At 69.7% G+C, this 19736-nt stretch carries 14 protein-coding genes; 12 read left to right on the forward strand and 2 right to left on the reverse strand.

What is annotated here, in order from left to right; all coding sequences use genetic code 11:
• The first annotated feature begins 167 nt into the window (after nt 1-167).
• From RCR19_RS24510 to RCR19_RS24535, 6 genes are all read left to right on the forward strand, one after another.
• The gene (locus RCR19_RS24510; RefSeq protein WP_331267079.1) at nt 168-1283 is read left to right on the forward strand and encodes a DegT/DnrJ/EryC1/StrS family aminotransferase; all 1116 of its coding nucleotides are present in this window, start codon (nt 168-170) and stop codon (nt 1281-1283) included.
• Nucleotides 1280-2299 carry a Gfo/Idh/MocA family oxidoreductase gene (locus RCR19_RS24515; protein ID WP_331267080.1) on the forward strand — a complete coding sequence of 340 codons (1020 nt, stop codon included), beginning with the start codon at nt 1280-1282 and terminating at the stop codon, nt 2297-2299. Before RCR19_RS24510 ends, RCR19_RS24515 begins: the two co-directional genes overlap by 4 nt.
• An 83-nt stretch (nt 2300-2382) precedes the next feature.
• Complete coding sequence (locus RCR19_RS24520) at nt 2383-4971, forward strand: glycosyltransferase (RefSeq protein WP_331267081.1); 2589 nt, start codon at nt 2383-2385, stop codon at nt 4969-4971.
• Nucleotides 4972-4991: 20 nt separating this feature from the next.
• On the forward strand, nt 4992-6575 hold the full coding sequence (locus RCR19_RS24525; protein ID WP_331267082.1) for a glycosyltransferase family 4 protein: 1584 nt from the start codon (nt 4992-4994) through the stop codon (nt 6573-6575).
• A complete protein-coding gene (locus tag RCR19_RS24530; RefSeq protein WP_331267083.1) occupies nt 6572-8254 on the forward strand; it encodes a glycosyltransferase family 2 protein in 1683 nt (560 codons plus the stop codon). Before RCR19_RS24525 ends, RCR19_RS24530 begins: the two co-directional genes overlap by 4 nt.
• A 9-nt stretch (nt 8255-8263) precedes the next feature.
• Nucleotides 8264-9547, forward strand: coding sequence for a nucleotide sugar dehydrogenase (locus RCR19_RS24535; RefSeq protein ID WP_331267084.1), 1284 nt, complete (start codon nt 8264-8266; stop codon nt 9545-9547).
• A 59-nt stretch (nt 9548-9606) separates the two neighbouring features.
• Here RCR19_RS24535 and RCR19_RS24540 read toward each other — a convergent pair whose 3' ends face one another.
• Entirely contained in the window at nt 9607-10785 is a 1179-nt protein-coding gene (locus RCR19_RS24540) for an acyltransferase (RefSeq protein ID WP_331267085.1), read from the reverse strand.
• 493 nt (nt 10786-11278) lie between these two features.
• On the opposite strand from RCR19_RS24540, the gene RCR19_RS24545 reads away from it, so the two are divergent.
• The gene (locus tag RCR19_RS24545) at nt 11279-12838 is read left to right on the forward strand and encodes a glycosyltransferase (RefSeq protein WP_331267086.1); all 1560 of its coding nucleotides are present in this window, start codon (nt 11279-11281) and stop codon (nt 12836-12838) included.
• Nucleotides 12839-13015: 177 nt separating this feature from the next.
• Here the strand turns inward: RCR19_RS24545 and RCR19_RS24550 are convergent, their stop codons facing one another.
• Entirely contained in the window at nt 13016-13618 is a 603-nt protein-coding gene (locus RCR19_RS24550; RefSeq protein ID WP_331267087.1) for an acyltransferase, read from the reverse strand.
• A 701-nt stretch (nt 13619-14319) separates the two neighbouring features.
• On the opposite strand from RCR19_RS24550, the gene rplU reads away from it, so the two are divergent.
• The 5 genes from rplU (at nt 14320) to RCR19_RS24575 (ending at nt 19676) form a co-directional block, all read left to right on the forward strand.
• Nucleotides 14320-14640, forward strand: a complete 321-nt coding sequence (gene rplU, locus RCR19_RS24555; protein WP_059131566.1) for a 50S ribosomal protein L21 — start codon at nt 14320-14322, stop codon at nt 14638-14640.
• A gap of 14 nt (nt 14641-14654) precedes the next feature.
• Nucleotides 14655-14909 carry a 50S ribosomal protein L27 gene (rpmA, locus tag RCR19_RS24560; protein ID WP_059131565.1) on the forward strand — a complete coding sequence of 85 codons (255 nt, stop codon included), beginning with the start codon at nt 14655-14657 and terminating at the stop codon, nt 14907-14909.
• Nucleotides 14910-15036: 127 nt separating this feature from the next.
• On the forward strand, nt 15037-16473 hold the full coding sequence (obgE, locus tag RCR19_RS24565; RefSeq protein ID WP_331267088.1) for a GTPase ObgE: 1437 nt from the start codon (nt 15037-15039) through the stop codon (nt 16471-16473).
• A 265-nt stretch (nt 16474-16738) separates the two neighbouring features.
• The gene (locus tag RCR19_RS24570; RefSeq protein WP_331267089.1) at nt 16739-18289 is read left to right on the forward strand and encodes an alkaline phosphatase D family protein; all 1551 of its coding nucleotides are present in this window, start codon (nt 16739-16741) and stop codon (nt 18287-18289) included.
• Nucleotides 18290-18470: 181 nt separating this feature from the next.
• A complete protein-coding gene (locus RCR19_RS24575; RefSeq protein ID WP_331267090.1) occupies nt 18471-19676 on the forward strand; it encodes a hypothetical protein in 1206 nt (401 codons plus the stop codon).
• Nucleotides 19677-19736: the final 60 nt, after the last annotated feature.

Genomic DNA, 19736 nt, shown 5'->3' on the forward strand with positions numbered 1-19736 from the left:
CTCGCACGGGCCTTCTTTGGGGGGAGGCCCTCCGCGAAATCCGTTCGCCGTCACCAGACACGGGCGAACTGTCAGGGATGCGGACACGCGCGCACAAACGCCGTCCCTCCCCGACGCATGCGCAACGTGGTGCGCCCCTCGAGGACGCCGAAGAGGAGGGGGATGTCGTGTCCGACATTCATGAGCCGATACCTGCCGCCAGACCCGTGATCGGCGACGAGGAGATCGAGGCCGCGGTACGCGTCCTGCGCAGCGGCAGGGTGGTACAGGGCCCCGAGGTGGCCGCCTTCGAGGCGGAGTTCGCGGAACTGGTGGACATGCGGCACTGCGTCGCGGTCAACTCCGGCACCTCGGCGCTGCACTTGACGCTGCTCGCCCTCGGCCTCGGGCCGGGCGACGAGGTCATCGTGCCGTCGTTCTCGTTCGCCGCGTCCGCCAACGCAGTGCGGCTCGTCGGCGCCGACGTGGTCTTCGCCGACATCGAGCCCGACAGCTTCTGCCTGGACCCGGCGGCGGTCGAGGCCGCCATCACGCCGCGCACCGCCGCGATCATGCCGGTCCATCTGTACGGCCACCCCGCGGCGATGGACCGGATCATGGCCATCGCCGAACAGCACGGTCTGGCCGTGGTCGAGGACGCCTGCCAGGCGCACGCCGCCGCACTGCACGGAACGCCGGTCGGGGCCTTCGGCACTGCCGGAACGTTCAGCTTCTACCCGACGAAGAACATGCACAGCCTCGAGGGTGGCATGGTCACCACCGCCGACACGGAGATCGCCCGCACCTTGCGCCTGCTGCGCAACCAGGGCATGGAGCAGCGCTACGCCAACGAGATCGTCGGCGCCAACATGCGCATGACGGACGTCTCGGCCGCGATCGGCCGGGTCCAGCGCGCCAAGCTCGAGGGCTGGACCGAGCAGCGCATCGCCAACGCCGCCTACCTGAGCGAGCACATCACCGCGCCGAACGTGGTCACGCCGCGGGTCGCCGAGGGCGCCCGGCACGTCTACCACCAGTACACCGTGCGAGTACGGGGCGACCGCGACGCCGCCATGCAGCGCCTCGCCGAGGCCGGCGTCGGCAACGCCGTGTACTACCCCACCCCGATCCACCGGCTGAAGCCGTACTGGGAGCCGGACCAGAAGGCCGGCCGCGTCTGGGATCTGCCCGAGACCGAGCGCGCCGCCGCCGAGGTCGTGTCGCTGCCCGTGCACCCCGCCCTGTCCGCGCAGGACCTGGAGCGCATCGTGTCCGCGGTGAACACCCTGGGGGAGGAGCTGTGACCGCCGCCAGAACCCTGCGGGCCGGACTCGTCGGCCTCGGTTCCATGGGGCGTCATCACGCCCGCGTCCTGTCAGGTCTGGAGGGCGTCGACTTCGTCGGCGTCGTCGATCCGATGGGCGACAAGTTCGGCGCCGCCCAGGGCGCGCCGATCCTCGACACCGTCCAGGAACTCATCGCCCTCGGCGTCGACTACGCCGTCGTGGCCTGCCCCACGGCCATGCACGAGGAGGTCGGTCTGCAACTCGCGGAGGCCGGCGTCTGCGCGCTGATCGAGAAGCCGGTCGCCGCCACCGTGGAGGGGGCGCGCCGCCTCGTCGAGGCCTTCGAATCGCGCGGCCTGGTGGCCGGTGTCGGACACATCGAGCGGTTCAACCCCGCGCTGCGCTCACTGCGGGCCCGCCTGGAGGCCGGCGAACTCGGCGACGTCTACCAGGTCGTCACCCGGCGTCAGGGCCCCTTCCCGCACCGCATTGCGGACGTCGGCGTGGTCAAGGACCTCGCCACGCACGACATCGACCTCACCGGCTGGGTGACGGGACGCGAGTACGTGTCCATCGCCGCGCACACCGTCTCCAAGAGCGGTCGCGAGCACGAGGACATGGTCTCCGCGGTCGGCCGTCTCGACGACGGCACCATGGTCAACCACCTGGTCAACTGGCTGAGCCCGCTCAAGGAGCGCTTCACCTCGGTCACCGGCGAGCGCGGATGCTTCATCGCCGACACCCTGACCGCGGACCTGACGTTCCACTCCAACGCCGCGATGGCGACCGAGTGGGAGGCGCTCCAGGCCTTCCGCGGGGTCTCCGAGGGTGACATGATCCGCTACGCCATCCAGAAGCGCGAACCGCTCCTCGTCGAGCACGAGCTCTTCCGCGACGCCGTACTCGGCAGGCCCGCCGACATCTGCACGCTCCGGCAGGGGACGCGGACGGTGGAAGTGGCGGCGGCGGTACTGGAGTCGGCGTTGGACGGTAGCACCATCGCTCTCGATCGTGACAGTTGCGGAGCTGTCTGAGCGTCCCGACGTACGTCGCCGACGGGCCCCGGCCCTTATGCGTGCAGGGGCGGAATTCCTGTCCCACCCGGAGGAAGCAAGCAATGGAATCCCCTGCCCGCAGGCCGAGGCTCGCGGTCATCGTCGCCAACGGCATCACGGGCGACTCCCGTGTCCAGAAGACGGCGGTCGCGGCGGCGCGAGACGGCTGGGACGTGACCCTGATCGGCCGCAGCGACACCAAGCGTGTCCAGCGGTCGAAGATGGGCCCCATCGACGTGGTCCGCGTGCCGGTCGGCGCGGACTATTTGCGCGGAGTGAACGCCCGCAGGGCAAGGCCCTTGCGGGCGGCCGCAACACAGTTCAATCTCCAGGATCAGGCGGCGCTGAACCGCTATACGGCGGCCTACCGAGCCTGGGTCCGCCAGAAGTCCGCCGAGAGCAACTGGGCGGGTCCCCCGCGGCGTATGTCCCTCAAGGCGCTGCTGCGCGCCCGCCGGTCCACACACCGGATGCGGGTCCGCGCGTTCAAATGGGAGCAGCGGCGCAGGCCCAAGGACCCGGCTCCGGTGGGTGACTGGCGCCGCGACTGGCCGCAGGTGGTTGATCTCGATCTCGCGTTCGGCCCGGTGATCGAGGAGATCGAGCCGGACGTCATCCACGCCAACGACGTGACGATGATCGCCACGGCGGCGCTGAGCGTGGCCAGGCTGCGAGCCCGGGGCCACAAGTGCGCGTGGCTGTACGACGCGCACGAGTACGTCAAGGGCGTTGAGTGGCCCAACGCACGCCAGGCCCACGCGCTGCCTGCCCTGGAGGCCGAGTTCATCGGCCGCGCCGACGCCGTGGTCACCGTCTCCACACAGATGGCGGAACTCCTGAGGGACGACCACAAGCTGACCGAGCTGCCGCTGGTCGTGGGCAACTCACCGGTCCGCGAGGTGATCGGTGCGGGCCGGTCCAGCGCATCGGTCCGTGAGGCCTGTGGTCTCGACCGCGAGACGCCGTTGATGGTCTACTCGGGCTGGATCGGCCGTGAACGCGGGGTGGACGCCGTCATCGACGGTCTGCCCGAGCTCCCCGGCTTCCATCTCGCCCTGGTCGTCGGCCGGACGACGCCGCTTCTCGAAGAACTGCTCACGCAGGCCGAGGCCCTCGGTGTGCGCGACCGTGTTCACCTCGTGCCCTACGTGCCGCAGCACGAGGTCGCCGACTACCTCTCGTCCGCGGACCTCGGTCTCACGCCCTTCAAGCGTGTTCCCAACTGCGAGGTGTCGCTGCCCACGAAGGTTTCCGAGTACCTCCAGGCGGGGCTGCCGCTGGTGACGAGCGACGTGAAGGTCATCAAGGCGTACGTCGAGGAGCACGGTCTGGGCGAGGTGTGGACCTGGGACGACCCGAAGACCTTCGCCGGGGCCGCTGCACGGGCGATGGACAACCGCGACAAGCTCGCGGAGGCCATCACGGAGGACGTCCGTACCGAGCTGTCCTGGGAATCGCAGAGCGGCAGGTTGCTCCAGCTGTACCGCGAGCTGTCGAAGAAGACCCCACCGGGTCCTCGCCCGGAGGTCTCCTGGACTGTTCACGAGACACCAGACGCCGTGCGTACCGTGGAGCCTGTCGGCACCGACGGGCAGCCGACGTGGCGAAGGCTCGGGGACACCCGCGTCAGGCTGGGTCTCGGCCCGGCGAACTATGCGGGCCAGGGGGCCGCGTACGCCCAGGCGATCAGCCGCCTCGACCCGGACGTGTCCGTCGAGGTCGTGATGAACAAGCGGCCCGAGTCCTTCGACTACCCCGCCGACGTGTACGTGGACGCCACCCGCTTGGGTGAGTTGGGCGTTCAGCTCCAGCAGGTGGAGCGCATCGTCGGCCGATACACCCATCTCCTGGTCGACGCCTTCATGCCTGTCTTCGGCCATCTCAACGGCAAGTCGGTGAGCGGCGATCTCGATGCGCTCAGACAGGCCCGGATCAAGGTGGCTCTGCTTGCCCACGGGAGCGACATCCGACACCCGGCCCGGCACATGGAGCGCCACGAGTTCTCGCTGTTCCACGACGCTCCCGAGGGCATCGCGGAGAAGCTCCAGGTGAAGGCCGAGCTGAACAGGCGGATCGCGACGGAGGCGGGGCTGCCGCTGTACGTCACCACTCCGGACCTCCTCGAAGACCTGCCGACCGCCACCTGGGCGCCGCTGGTCGTGGATGTCGCCGGCTGGGCCACCGACCGTCCGGTCATGGAGCGCGAGCGCCCGCTGGTACTGCACGCTCCGTCGAAGCGGTGGACCAAGGGCACGGACCGGATCATGCCGGTACTCACCGAACTCCACGACGAGGGCCTCATCGAGTTCAGGCTCGCCGAAGGAATCCCGTGGGCCGAGATGCGTCAGCTGGTGCAGGGCTGTGACCTGGTGCTCGACCAGTTCACGACCGGAAGTTACGGCACGTTCGCGGTAGAGGCCATGGCCGCGGGCAAGCCCGTCGTCGGCTACATCAGCGAAGGAGTGCGGGCCGTGACTGATGGGGCCCTGCCCATCGTCAACGCCACCCCGGACACCCTCCGAGAGGTCATTCGATCGCTGGTCGACGACCGGGAGGGAACGGCACGGATCGGTCGGCGGTCCGTCGAGTTCGCCCACACGTACCACGACGGAAGCTGGACCGTACAGGTCCTGAGCGAGTTCCTGAAGTGACCGGTTCAGAGAGGCTTTTTATGGAAGCGCAGAGCGCCGACGCGTCCCGCCCGTCCAAGGGCCGTGTCGTCATGCTCGTCGACAACAAGGTCGACGGCGACTCGCGGGTGCAAAAGGCCGCCGAGTCCGCGGCGGCAGCCGGCTGGGACGTAACGCTGCTCGGTCTTGTCCGATCCGGCCGCGGGCGCACGTGGAAGCTCGGGGACGCCGAGGTCAGGCTGCTACCGCTGAAGACCCCGCTGTCCAAGCGGCACGCCGAGCGGCACCGGTCGCCGCTGCGCCGCCCCTTCGCCTATCCACCGGGTCCGATGGCCGCCTACCGCCGACAGTGGATCAAGGCATGGCGGGCCGATCTGGCCACGCGACGGGCGGCACTCAGGGTCGCCCCCGCGGCGGTCGGCACTGCGCTGTTCCGGAAGGCCGAGAAGCTCCGCCTGACGGTGGCCGGTCCGGTCTCCAGGTTCATGCAGAAGTGGGTCGAATTCCGTGCCCGCCAGACCAGCCAGGCGCAGCAGGCCGGCCGCGCCCTGCGCGGTCCGATCGACCGTGCCTTCACCGCCGTATGGAAGGGCGTGAAGGGCAAGAGGGCCTGGCGCCGCCTCGAACCCGTGCTGTGGGACTACGAGCTCACGTACGGCAAGGAGATCGACGCTCTCAAGCCCGACCTCATCCACGCCAACGACTTTCGGATGCTCGGGGTGGGCGCCCGCGCGACCGTCCGTGCGCGTGCCGCGGGCCGGTCGGTCAAACTGGTGTGGGACGCTCACGAGTTCCTGCCCGGTGTACGGCCGTGGGAGGACAACGCGCACTGGATCCCGGGCAACACTGCGCACGAGAGCGAGTACGCCCCGTACGCCGACGCCGTAGTGACCGTTTCCGAGGGGCTGGGCGACCTGCTTCGGGAGCGGCACGGGCTCAAGGAACAGCCGACTGTCGTCCTCAACGCGCCCGACCGTCCCGTGGAGCTGGACCCGGCGATCGAAGACGCCGAGCCGGAGCCGGACCTGCGTGAGCTGTGCGGGATCGATTCGGACGTGCCGCTGGTTGTCTACAGTGGCTCGCCCGGCCCGCAGCGCGGTCTCGGCGACATGGTGGAGGCACTGCCCGAACTGGACGGCGTCCACATGGCTTTCGTTGTCCCGTCCCCGTCGGCCGCCTACATCCAGGGTCTGCTTCGTCGTGCGCAGGAGCTCGGCGTCGGCGACCGGCTGCACGCTGTTCCCTATGTCCAGCACTGGCAGGTGGTGCGGTTCCTGTCGTCGGCGGATGTCGGTTGCATCCCGATCCACCACTGGCCGAACCACGAGATAGCGCTGATCACGAAGTTCTTCGAGTACTCGCATGCTCGACTGCCGTTGGTCGTCAGCGATGTCAAGACCATGTCCGAGATGACCCGTTCCACGGGCCAGGGCGAGGTCTGCCGGGCCGAGGACGTAGACGACCTGGTACGGGCCGTCAAGGCGGTGCTGGCCGATCCGAAGAAGTACCAGGCTGCCTACGACAAGCCTGGGCTGCTCGACACCTGGACCTGGGAGGCGCAGGCCGGGGTCCTTGACACGCTCTACACCCGTCTGGTCCTGGGCACCCCGAAGGAGAGATCATGAGTGTGTCTCCTGACGTCAGCGTCGTTGTCGCCGTCTACAACACGATGCCGTACCTGACGGAGTGCCTGAATTCCCTGATCGGGCAGAGCATCGGCCGGGACCGGCTGGAGATCGTCGCCGTCGACGACGGCTCCACGGACGACAGCGGCGCCGAACTCGATCGCTTCGCGGCCGAGTACCCGGACACCGTGAAGGTGCTCCACCAGGCCAACTCCGGGGGCCCCGCGGCCCCCAGCAACCGGGCGCTGGACATCGCCACGGGCCGCTACGTCTACTTCATCGGCTCCGACGACCACCTCGGCGAGGAGGCGCTGGAGCGCATGGTGGCGTGCGCCGACGAGCACGGCTCGGACGTGGTGGTCGGCAAGATGGTGGGCACCAACGGGCGTTACGTCCACCAGGCGCTCTACAAGGAGAACAACCCGGACATCGGGCTCACCGACTCCGCGCTGCCCTGGACCCTCGCCAACACCAAACTGTTCCGGCGGGAGCTGGTCGAGGCGCACAAGCTGCGCTTCCCCGAGAACCTGCCCGTGGGCAGCGACCAGCCGTTCACCATCGAGGCGTGCGTGCGCGCCCGGAAGATCTCGGTGGTGGCCGACTACACCTGCTACTACGCGGTCAAGCGGGGCGACGCCAGCAACATCACCTACCGGGCTGACCACATGGCCCGGCTGCGCTGCACCGCCGAGATCATGGACTTCACGGCCGGGCTGATCGAGGAAGGTCCGCAACGGGACGCCGTCCTGCGCCGGCACTTCACCTGGGAGCTGGCCAAGCTCGTCCAGGACGACTTCCCGGCGCTGGACCGCGCCCTGCAGAAGGACATCTGCGCGGGCATCGGGAAGCTCGCCGACACCTACTTCACCGCCGGGATCCGCGACGCCATGGACGTCAAGCGCCGCGTGCGCATCGCGCTGGCCCGGGCCGGGGCGGTGGACGAGCTGTGCGAGGCGATCACCTCCGAGAAGGAGGACGGCGCACCTCCGTTCGTTGTCGAGGGCGACCGCGCATACGCTCGCTACCCCGGGTTCCGCAACCCGCTGATCGGCGTGCCCGACCGGGTCTACGAACTCGTGGGCGAGGCGGTTCCGGGACGGCTCGCCAAGGGCACGGAACTGCTCGCCTCGGTATGGGAGCAGCAGGGCGAAGGACTGACCTACACGGCCTCCGTCAGGGTGCCCGTCCTCGGTGACGTCGACGGCGCCTCCCTGCGGCTCGCCCAGGGCGCCATGCCCAAGTCGGCGGACAAGCCCGGGGCCAGGAAGCTGCCGGCCGACCACAGCCTGCCGGAGGCCACGGGCCGGTGCACGACCGAACCGGCCGAGGACGGTGGCGCCACCGTGCTGCACGCCCGGCTCCCGCTGGAGAGACGCACCGGCAAACTGGGCGTCCGCGTGTATCTGGACGTCGCCGGTTCGACATACGAGATCCCCGTGCGCGGCAAGGACAAGCCCATGCCGCTGTCCCGCCGGTGGGGCCACGCGGACGACCCCTACCGGGCGGCGGCCCTGGTGAACGACAAGGGGCGCGTGGTGATCTCCACGGCTCGGATGTTCCCGCCGAAGCAGTCATTGGCCTCCCGGGCGAAGGCGGCCCTCGCCCGTCGCCTGAAGTCCCGCTCCGTCGGCTCGAAGCCGAATGGTGCGAAGCAGCCGAACGGTTCCAAAAGGAAGTAGCCACCGTCCATGAACATCTGTGTAGTAGCGCTCGGCAAGATCGGGCTTCCGCTGGCGGTGCAGTTCGCCTCCAAGGGCCACCGGGTCATCGGCGCGGACGTCAACGAGAAGGTCGTCGAGCTGGTCAACGCCGGCACCGAGCCGTTCCCCGGTGAGCACGACCTGGACGTCAAGCTCAAGCAGGCGGTCGACGCCGGGCTGCTGAGCGCGACCACGGACACCGCGTCCGCGGTCGCCGAGTCCGAGGCCGTCGTCGTGGTCGTGCCGTTGTTCGTGGACGCCGAAGGTGTGCCGGACTTCGGCTGGATGGACGCGGCCACGAAGGCGATCGCCCAGGGCCTCAAGCCCGGCACGCTCGTCTCCTACGAGACCACGCTGCCGGTCGGCACGACGCGTACCCGCTGGGCGCCGATGCTGGCCGAGGGCTCGGGTCTGACCCCGGGTGAGGACTTCCACGTGGTCTTCTCGCCGGAGCGGGTCCTCACGGGCCGTGTCTTCGCCGACCTGCGCCGCTACCCGAAGCTGGTCGGCGGCATCGACGAGGCGTCGACGGCCCGCGGTGTGGAGTTCTACGAGCAGGTCCTCGACTTCGACGAGCGCGCGGACCTGCCACAGGCGAACGGCGTCTGGGACCTGGGAACCGCCGAGGCCTCGGAGCTCGCCAAGCTCGCCGAGACCACCTATCGGGACGTCAACATCGGCCTGGCCAACCAGTTCGCACGCTTCGCCGACAGCAACGGCATCGACGTCAAGAAGGTCATCGAGGCCTGCAACTCGCAGCCCTACAGCCACATCCACCAGCCGGGCATCGCCGTCGGCGGCCACTGCATCCCGATCTACCCGCGGATGTACCTGTGGAACGACCCGGCCGCCACCGTCGTGCGCTCAGCCCGCGAGGCGAACGCCGCGATGCCGCAGTACGCGGTGGACCTGCTGGCGGCCGCGTACGGCGAACTGACCGGTGTGAACGTCCTCGTGCTGGGCGCGGCCTACCGCGGCGGCGTGAAGGAGACTGCGTTCTCGGGTGTCTTCCCGACGGTCGAGGCGCTCAAGGCGCGCGGTGCCGTCCCCTTCGTCTCGGACCCGATGTACACGGCCGAGGAGCTGACGGCGCTCGGTCTCACCCCGCACGCCGGCGAGACGGTCACCGCGGCGATCCTCCAGGCCGACCACGCCGAGTACCGCGAGCTGACCCCGGCCGACCTCCCGGACGTCACGGTCCTGGTCGACGGCCGCCGTACGACGGACCCGGAGGCCTGGAAGGGCGTGCGCAGGGTCGTCATCGGCGGCTGACCACCGCGCGCAGGAGGGCCCGTCCGACACCGGACGGGCCCTTTCGGTACGGGCGGGCGTCAGCCTCGGGCAATCGCCTCCCGCTTGAGGGACTCCCTCTCCAGGGCGGCGCGCAGCCATCGCTGGGACGGCTTCTCCACGAATCGGTGGACGAGCCACGACAGCACGAGCAGCAGCACCGTGGTGATGCCCAGCGTCGCCCACGCACCCAGATGCCCGTACAGCGTGCGGATCACCGCCCAGCCCAGTTCCTCATGGAGGAGGTAGAGCGGGTAGACCAGAGCGCCGGCCGTGGCCAGCCACTTCCAGCCGATGCGGTCGAGTTTGTGCAGGGCGACCGCGAGGACCAGCAGATAGAAGACGGTGACCAGGGCGAGCGCGATGTAGGGGTCACGATCCATGCCCTTGTCGTGCCGCAGATGGTCGGCATGCTGCACCAGGTCGCTCTGCATCACCAGCCAGCTCGCGCCCAGCAGGCCCCAGAGCTGGAGACCCGGGCCGAACCGGTACATCAGATACATGGCTATGCCGGAGACGAACAGCGCGGTGTTCAGCGGCTGGGCGAAGATCCCGAGCAGTGGCACGTCGTCCTGCTGCACCAGGATGCTCGCGAGCAGCCACAGCCAGCAGAAGACGGAGACCCGGGTGTAGTCCAGCCCCTTCCAGAGCACGACCAGGAAGATGAGGTAGAAGGTGAGTTCCACCCACAACGTCCAGTAGGCGCCGACGAGGTGGCGGGCGGAGAGCGGTACCTGGAACATCGTGAGGTTGGTCAGCGAATCGCTGATGCTCGGGGCCTTGCGTGCGTCGTCGGGCAGCCCTCGCCAGACGAGTACGGCTACGACGACCGAGAACCAGTAGGCGGGGAACAGCCGCAGGAAGCGAGCCCGTACGAACTGGCCAGGCGTCCGGTCCCAGGCGGACAGACAGATGACGAAGCCGCTGATGATGAAGAAGAGCTGAACACCGTACGAGCCGTACGAGGTGACGGGAAAGAGCCAGGGGAACAAGTCCTTGGGGTTGGCGTCCCAGTTCGCCTTCGTCGCCGCGTCCACGCCGGTGAAGTGGAACAGCAGTACGGAGAGCGCCGCCACGACGCGCAGCGCATCCAGTGCGTAGAGCCGGGCGCCCGGCTCCCGCGCCGGCGCCGCGACCGAGGCATCCGGTGCGAGCTCATCGGACCCGCCTGCGTCCGGCGCCTCCGGCTGAGCCGGCACAGTGACTTCGGCCTTGGACATGCTCCCCCTCGCTGCTGCCCGCGCACCTCGTTCGGGTGCACGTCACCTCGTCGCAACGCGGTGTTCGCGTGTGCCCGGTGAGCATACGGTGCAGAGGCTGCGAGCCCTTGTTCGGGCGGGCTCCTCGTGCTCGGTGCGGCATGCGCCGACGCCCGATTATTTTCACCAGCGGTTAAGGGACTGGCCACATAGAAGTCGTCGTATGATCCGGCCCTGGCCACATTGCCGGGTCGGTCGCTCGTCGCTCAGGATCCTCACGTGTCCGCTGTCCTCACCGCCGCCGTGCCCTTCGCGGCGCCGATCGCTGCCGTGTGCAGCGCAGCCGGTCCGTCCTGCCGTCGTGGGCCCGCGGGCTTTCCGCCGCACCGTCCCCGCAGGTCTTCCTTCAGGTCACCCTCACGCCGCTTCGATACCCGGAGATCGCTGTCCCGGGCCTGCCCCGTCGTCGACCGTCACCGGGCATCGGACCCTGTGACAGAGCTGGAGCTACGTTGTGCCCGTTTCACGGATCTCCGCCGAACAGCTGATCGGCCTTGCCCGTCCGATGAGTTCCGGCCTGGCTCGGGCGGGAGCGCCGGCCCTCGGTGCCCGGCTGCTGAACGTACTGGCCCACCGAATACCGAAGCGCAGACTGAAGGCCGACCTGCTTTTCGAGGCCGCTGAGCTTGAGCTCTCCCACGGTCTCACCCCCCGTCGCCTCAAGGCGGCCTACGCAGCCGAACTCGCCTGTGCGGACCAGCTGCTGAAGGCGGGGGACAAGGCCGCCGCGACCGCATCGGCGGCGAAGGCGCTGATGCTGGCGTTCCATCGTGTTCCCCAGCTCGACGGGCTGACCTCACCACTGGCCGAGGATCCCCAGGGGTACACGGCCACGCTCCAGCGCAGCCGCGTCATGCGAGCGCTGGCGAAGCCGCGCGGACGCACGGCGCCCGCCGCCCCGCCGCCCGAAGGTCGGCCTCTTCGGCTGCTCCTCGTCAACCGGGCGAACGCGAACTTCCTCCCGCTCATCACCGACTGGTACGAGCGGCATCCGGATGTCGAGGTCAGGACTCTGGACCTGGCCGCCGACCCGGATCTCGCCCCCCTGGCCAAGGGGCTGGGACGGATGATGTCTCGTGCCGTCGGAGGCCAGGCCGCTTACGGACGGGCGGCCGAGCAGGCCCTGCGCCCCCACCTCGACTGGGCCGACACCGTCTTCGTCGACTGGTGTTCGGCCGGCGCGGCCTTCCTGACTCTGGTGGATCCCGGCACCACCCGAGTGGTCGTCCGGCTGCACAGCTTCGAGGCGTTCAGCTACTGGCCGCACATCATGGATTTCTCGCGTGTCGACGATCTGCTTTTCGTCGGCGCCCATGTCCGGGATCTGACCACGGCTGCGGTACCCCGGCTGCTGGCCGAGGGCGCGCCTCGTCTGTCCGTGATCCACAATGCTATGGATCTGTCCTCCTACCGGCGGCCGAAGCATCCCGACGCGCGTTTCACCCTCGGGCTGGTGGGCGTCGGGCAGGTCGCCAAAGACCCCCGTTGGGCAGTCGAGGTCCTGCGGCTCCTGCGCAGGCACGACAAGCGCTATCGACTGCTGCTCGTCGGTGGTGGCTTGAACACCGAGAGCAGCCCGGCCGTACGGCGTTACCACGGCCGACTGGAGCAGGATCTGGCGAAGCCGGAGGTGTCCGGCGTGGTCCGCCGCATCGGACAGACCGATGACGTGCCTGCCGCCCTGGAGGAGGTCGGCACGATCCTCAGCACTTCGGTACGCGAGAGCTTCCACTGCGCCCTCGTCGAGGGCGCGGCCAGCGGCGCCGTCCCGGTCGTCCGCGACTGGCCTTTTTTCGCGGACGGGGACAACGGCGCCCGAACCCTCTTCCCCCAGGAATGGGTCGTCGGTACGCCCGAGGAGGCGGCACGGCGCATCCTCGGGGTCACCGCCACCGAGGAGGTTTGGCTGAAGGAGGGGCAGGCGGCTGCGGAACACGCTCTGTCCGCCTGGGACTGGACAGTCGTACGCGACGATTTCGATCGGCTGCTGCTCGGCCGCCACGAGAACCAGTGAGCCGCGCCGAGCCCGCACTGTCCACGGGACTGCCGACCCGGGGGACCGTCGCCGCGAATCCGAGGTCTTAGCCGAGGGTGGGTGCTGGCCGCGTCCGATCCTCTTCAGGGCGGAGCTGCGGCCGGCATCACGGCGGGGGTTTCCGTGGAGCGACCCGAATCCTTCCGGCTCCAGAGGTCAGGCGTCGCGCTCCGTCAGCGAGCCGTCCTTCTCCTCGTAGATGCTGCCGGTCTCCGGGCACTCCCAGACGCCGGCCTCTCCGGCCCGCTCGACCAGCTTGACGCCCGCCCTGCCGACCCAGCCGACCTGTCGCGCGGGAACGCCGACGACCAGGGCGAAGTCCGGCACGTCCTTGGTGACGACGGCGCCCGCGGCGACCATCGCCCAGCGGCCGATGCTGATGGGCGCGACGCACACGGAGCGCGCTCCGATCGAGGCACCGTCGGCGATCTTCACACCGACGGCCTCCCAGTCGCCGCCGCGCTTCTGCCTGCCCTCGGGGTCCACGGAGCGGGGGTTGTGGTCGTTGGTGAGGACCACGGCGGGGCCGATGAAGACACCGTCGCCGAGTTCGGCCGGCTCGTAGACGAGCGCGTAGTTCTGCAGCTTGCAGTTGTCGCCCATGCGCACGCCCGTGCCGACGTACGCACCGCGGCCGATCACACAGCCTTCGCCGAGGCGGGCGCCCTCACGGATCTGTGCGAGGTCCCACACACTGCTTCCGGCGCCGATGTCGGCGGACTCGTCGACCTGGGCGCTGGGCTGAACCCTGTAGTTCACTTCTCTGCCTTCCGGTGTCTACCTTCGCCCGGCGAGCATACGGGCGCTGCGGCCACCTGTGGCCGGCAGGAGCCGATTCACGGTCTCCGCCGGCCGGAGTGTCCGTCTTCCGTCCTCCTGCCGCGCGGCCGGTTCGAGAAGTTTGTCGCGCATGGCAGTGCACGGAGTTCGAGAACGACTGGTGGGACAACGTCGGGGAGGCTTTCGAGTGAGTGAGTTCTCGGTGTGGCTGGATGAATACCAGAGGGCCTGCCAAAGCCCTCGGTCCATCGGTTCACGCCCGTGTCCCCACTGCCTCGCACGGGCGCTGCGACTGGTGTTCGTCGTCCCTTCGCCGGGAGCGGAGAGTGGAACAGCGGCATTCTGGTGCGCCTCGTGCCTGAGCGGCCTGATTCCGCTGAGCGCGCCTGTGCCCGACGACGCCGAGCGGTCGGTCGAGGGCACCGAGGCCGTTCCCGATTACACGCTGGTGGTGGATACGGGGGACGCCGTCTGACGCAAGGCGGCCGAAGGTCCCGCGGGGCCCGGTTTGACCCCTCAAGCCGGGCCCCGTAACCTTGACCGTCGGCGTGTCCACAGACCCGCCACATCCCCGTAAACCTCTTCCTTCCGGGCACGGGCCGTGACCGGAAGAGGCCGTCCGTTCTGCCGGGCGGCTGGACTGCGGGGGTGCCGTTCCCGAGCGAGAGAGTGAGATCCGCGTGTACGCCATCGTGCGCAGCGGTGGTCGCCAGCACAAGGTTGCTGTCGGCGACATCGTTGAGGTTGACAAGATTTCCACTGCCAAGGTTGGCGACGCGGTCGAGCTCTCGACCCTGCTCGTTGTCGACGGCGACGCTGTGACCAGCGACCCGTGGGTGCTGGCCGGCATCAAGGTCCAGGCCGAGGTCGTGGACCACCACAAGGGCCAGAAGATCGACATTCTGCGCTACAAGAACAAGACCGGCTACCGCCGTCGCCAGGGCCACCGCCAGCAGTACACGGCGATCAAGGTCACTGAGATCCCCACGGCTGCGAAGTAAGGGACTGAGGAGAAATGGCACACAAGAAGGGCGCATCGTCCACCCGGAACGGTCGCGACTCCAACGCCCAGCGGCTCGGCGTGAAGCGCTTCGGCGGTCAGGTCGTCAACGCGGGTGAGATCCTGGTCCGCCAGCGCGGCACGCACTTCCACCCGGGCTCCGGCGTCGGCCGTGGCAGCGACGACACGCTGTTCGCGCTGCAGGCCGGTGCGGTGGAGTTCGGTACCCACCGTGGCCGCAAGGTCGTGAACATCGTTTCGGTCGCCTGAATCATCTGATTCAAGGCTTTTCGACCGAACTTTTCGCGAGGCGGACCTCACTTCCCGGTCGGGAAGGCGGGTCCGCCTTTCGCGTGTTGACTCAAGACATATCCGAATTTTCTGGAGGCACTGCACCATGACCACCTTCGTGGACCGCGTCGAACTCCACGTCGCCGCGGGTAACGGAGGCCACGGCTGCGCCTCCGTGCACCGCGAGAAGTTCAAACCGCTGGGCGGCCCCGACGGCGGCAACGGCGGCCGCGGCGGCGACGTGATCCTCACCGTCGACCAGTCGGTCACCACGCTTCTCGACTACCACCACTCCCCGCACCGCAAGGCCACCAACGGCAAGCCGGGCGAGGGCGGCTTCCGGGCCGGCAAGGAGGGCCAGGACCTGGTCCTGCCGGTGCCGGACGGCACGGTCGTGCTCGACAAGGCGGGCAACGTGCTCGCCGACCTGGTCGGGCACGGGACGTCGTACATCGCCGCCCAGGGCGGCCGCGGCGGCCTCGGCAACGCGGCGCTGGCCTCGGCCCGCCGCAAGGCGCCCGGCTTCGCGCTGCTCGGCGAACCCGGCGACCTGCAGGACGTCGTCCTCGAGCTGAAGACGGTCGCGGACGTGGCCCTCGTCGGCTACCCGAGCGCGGGCAAGTCCTCGCTGATCTCCGTGCTCTCCGCGGCCAAGCCGAAGATCGCCGACTACCCGTTCACCACCCTCGTCCCGAACCTGGGCGTGGTCACCGCGGGCTCGACCGTGTACACCATCGCCGACGTGCCGGGACTGATCCCGGGCGCCAGCCAGGGCAAGGGCCTCGGCCTCGAGTTCCTGCGGCACGTCGAGCGGTGCAGTGTGCTCGTGCACGTACTGGACACGGCCACGCTGGAGTCCGACCGCGACCCCGTCTCCGACCTCGACGTCATCGAAGAGGAGCTGAAGCAGTACGGCGGCCTCGGCAACCGTCCGCGGATCGTCGTCCTGAACAAGATCGACGTACCGGACGGCAAGGATCTGGCCGATATGGTGCGGCCCGACCTGGAGGCCCGCGGATACCGCGTCTTCGAGGTGTCGGCGGTGGCGCACCTCGGGCTGAAGGAGATCTCGTACGCCCTCGGCGACCTGGTCGCGAGGGCGCGTGCCGCCAAGCCGAAGGAGGAGGCGACCCGGATCGTCATCCGGCCGAAGGCCGTCGACGAAGCGGGCTTCACGGTGACGCGCGAGGAGGACGGTCTGTTCCGCGTGCGTGGCGAGAAGCCCGAGCGCTGGGTGCGCCAGACCGACTTCAACAACGACGAGGCCGTCGGCTACCTCGCCGACCGGCTCAACCGCCTCGGTGTCGAGGACAAGCTGATGAAGGCGGGCGCGAGGTCCGGCGACGGCGTCGCCATCGGGCCCGAGGACAACGCGGTCGTCTTCGACTGGGAGCCCTCGGTGACGGCGGGCGCGGAGATGCTCGGCCGGCGCGGCGAGGACCACCGGCTCGAGGCGCTGCGTCCCGCCGCTCAGCGCCGCCGGGAGAATCAGGTCGAACGGGACGAAGCCCAGCGGGACTTCGACGACTTCGAACCGTTCTGAGCGATCCACAGCGATGTCGTAGCGATGTAGCGACGTCGTAGTGCCCGACGCCCGGGGACGGGACGACCGTCCCCGGGCGTCTGCTCGCACACGTCACCCGTCATCGGCCGGCCGGCCGCACGCCCACGCACGGGGTGGCCTCCGTCCCCCCTCGCTTCTGGTCACGCATTTGTCATGCCCGCGCCCCACTCCGTTCAGTGGCCGGGTTGCCACGGTGTGTGAGCATCGCCATGTCGAAGAGACTCGCGACGCAAGGAGTTCGGGGATGGAACGAGCAGTCTCCAGCGATCGACGCCGCTTTCTCACCACGGGTGCCGCGGTGCTCGGGGCCACGGCCGCCGCCCAGCTGGGGCTGCCGCATGTGGCGCGGGCCATCGAACCGCCCCTGCCCGACCATGTGTTCAGACTCGGAGTGGCCTCCGGCGATCCGCTCCCGGACGGCATCGTGCTGTGGACCCGGCTCGCCCCCGATCCGCTGCACGGCGGCGGCATGCCCGACCGCCCGGTGACCGTGGAGTGGGAGGTCGCCGAGGACGAGCGGTTCCGGCGGACGGTGCGGCGCGGTGCCACCAGGGCGCTGCCGGCGCTCGGGCACAGCGTCCATGCCGACGTGCGCGGGCTGCGCCCGGGCCGCGCCTACTGGTACCGCTTCCGCACCGGCGGCCAGCTGTCGCCCGTCGGGCGCACCCGTACGGCTCCCGATCCGCAGGGCTCAGGAGGGCGTCTGCGTGTCGCGCTGGCCTCCTGCCAGAACTGGCAGCAGGGTTACTTCACCCCGTACGCGGACATGCGCGCCCAGGACCCGGACGTCGTGCTGTTCGTCGGCGACTACATCTACGAGTCCCTGCCCGCCGCCGGCGCCGTGCGCCGCCACGAGGGCAGCGACGAGCCGTACACACTCGTCCAGTACCGCAACCGCTACGCCCAGTACCGCACCGATCCGCATCTGGCCGCGATGCACGCCGCCGCGCCCTGGGTGGTCACCTTCGACGACCACGAGGTCGACAACGACTACGCGGGCCAGGTTCCGCAGGACCCCGCCAAGCAGTCCCACGCCGCGTTCGTGGCCCGGCTGACCGCCGCCTACCAGGCGTACTACGAGCACATGCCGGTGCGTGCGAGCGCGATCCCGAAGGGACCGCACATCCAGATGTACCGGCGGCTGGACTTCGGGCGCCTTGCCCGGCTGAACGTGCTGGACACCCGGCAGTTCCGCAGCGACCAGGCGACAACCCAGTCGGGCGCCGACAGCGCCTCGGCGACCATGCTCGGCGCCCGGCAGAAGCAGTGGCTGCTGGACGGACTGCACCGCTCGCCGGGCCGATGGAACCTGATCGCCTCGCAGATCATGATGGCCGAGACCGACCTCCAGGTGGGCCCGGGCAAGCTCTGGTACTACGACGCCTGGGACGGCTACCAGGCCGAACGCAACGCCTTCATGAAGGAGTTCACGAAGGTCCGCAACCCGGTCGTGCTCTCCGGCGACCGTCATCTGACGATGGTGAGCGACCTCAAGCGGGACTTCGCCGACCCGCGCTCCGCCGTGGTCGGCGCCGAGTTCGTCGGCACCTCCGTCTCCAGCGGCGGCGACCAGGACCTGGCGGCCTTCCACCGCGACTGGGACCCGCGCAAGGCGGACAACCCGCACTGGAAGCTGATCGACGCCCATCGCGGCTACCACCTCTTCGACATCCGCGCCGACGGCATCGACGCCCAGGTCAGGGTCCCGGAGACGGTACTGCGCCCGGAGGCCGCCTCCATGACCTTCGCCCGGCTGCGGGTCGAGGCGGGCAGGCCGGGTGTGCGGTTGGTGTGAGGCGCGGGGCCCGGTGGCTCGCGTCCCGGGTGTGCGGCAAGGGTGAGGCGGGGTCCGTGGGGCGCGGCCGGGTGGCCCGCGTCCCGGACCGGCGGAGCGAGGCAGGGGGAGCCCGGGACTCATCCATGTCCCAGGCACCTCTCACACCTGCTTCAGAAGCGTCTCTTACCTTCCGTTGACCATGGAGACGGACTGTACGACCCAGAACCCGCCGCCGCTTCCGGCCGGCACCCGACTGCTGCACATCGGCCCGCACAAGACCGGGACCACGTCCGTGCAGGCGGCGCTCTTCGCGGCCAGGGACGCGATGGCCGCCCACGGTGTGGACTTCCCCGCCCACACCCGGCACCCCATGGAAGCGGCGCTCGCCGCGTGTGCCCGGCCCGCGATGATGGGCGACACCGTGCCCACCGAGGGCCACTGGCGGCGGCTCGTGGAGCAGGTGCAGGCGACGGGGACACGTACCTCCGTCGTCAGCAGCGAGTTCTTCGCCGACGCCGAGGGCGACGAAACGATCGCCCGGATCGTCCGCGAGCTGGGCGGTCCCGGGGCCTTGGCGGGGGGAGCCGAGCCGGGGACCCCGGGGAGGCCGCACGTCCTGGTCACGCTGCGCCCGCCGGCGAAGATCCTGCCGTCGCAGTGGCAGCAGTATGTGCAGAACGGGCTGCGCATGGGGTACGAGGACTGGCTCGACCACATGCTGCGCAAGCCGCCGTACGAGAAGCCCACGCCCAGCTTCTGGCGGCGTCACCGCCACGACCGGCTCGTCGAGCGCTGGGCCGGGGTCGTCGGCCCGGAGCGGGTCACCGTCGTCGTGGTCGACGACCGCGACCGCGGCGGCCTCCTGCGTACCTTCGAGTCCCTCCTGGCCCTTCCCGCCGGCCTTCTGAAAGAGGTGCCGGAGGCGGCGAACCGGTCTCTCACATCGGCCGAGACCGAAATGCTGCGTCGTTTGAATATCGAGTTCCGCGGTCATGGGCTGCCGGACGAGCTGTATTCCGCACTCGTGCGCAACGGCGCCGTCCTGCGGATGAAGAGCAGCTGCGCACCGGGGCCGGACGACCACCGGATCCACACACCCCGGTGGGCGCTTGAGGAGGCCGCCGCAGTGGGTGCGGAGGCCGGCGCGCGGATCGGGGCCCTCGGGGTGCGGGTCGTCGGAGATCTGTCGCTGCTGGCCGAGGCCCCGTCAGGCGCGCACGGGCAACCGGGGCCGCCCGCGCCGGGGATCGCGCCCGAAGTGGCGGCGCAGGCCCTGTACGGGGCGCTGGCCGCGACCGCGGCGCTCCCGGGCGCGGGCACGGTGCGGTCCGTGCACCGGACCTCGTCCCGCGAGTTGCTCAGGGTGCTCGGCCACCGAGCGCTACGGGGGATGCGCCGACGGTGAGTGCACCGTGCGCCCGGTCTTCGTGGCCGGAAGACGTCGCAGGGGAAAGTGCAACGAAAA

This window comes from Streptomyces sp. WAC07094, assembly GCF_036320405.1.
GTDB lineage: Bacteria > Actinomycetota > Actinomycetes > Streptomycetales > Streptomycetaceae > Streptomyces > Streptomyces lannensis.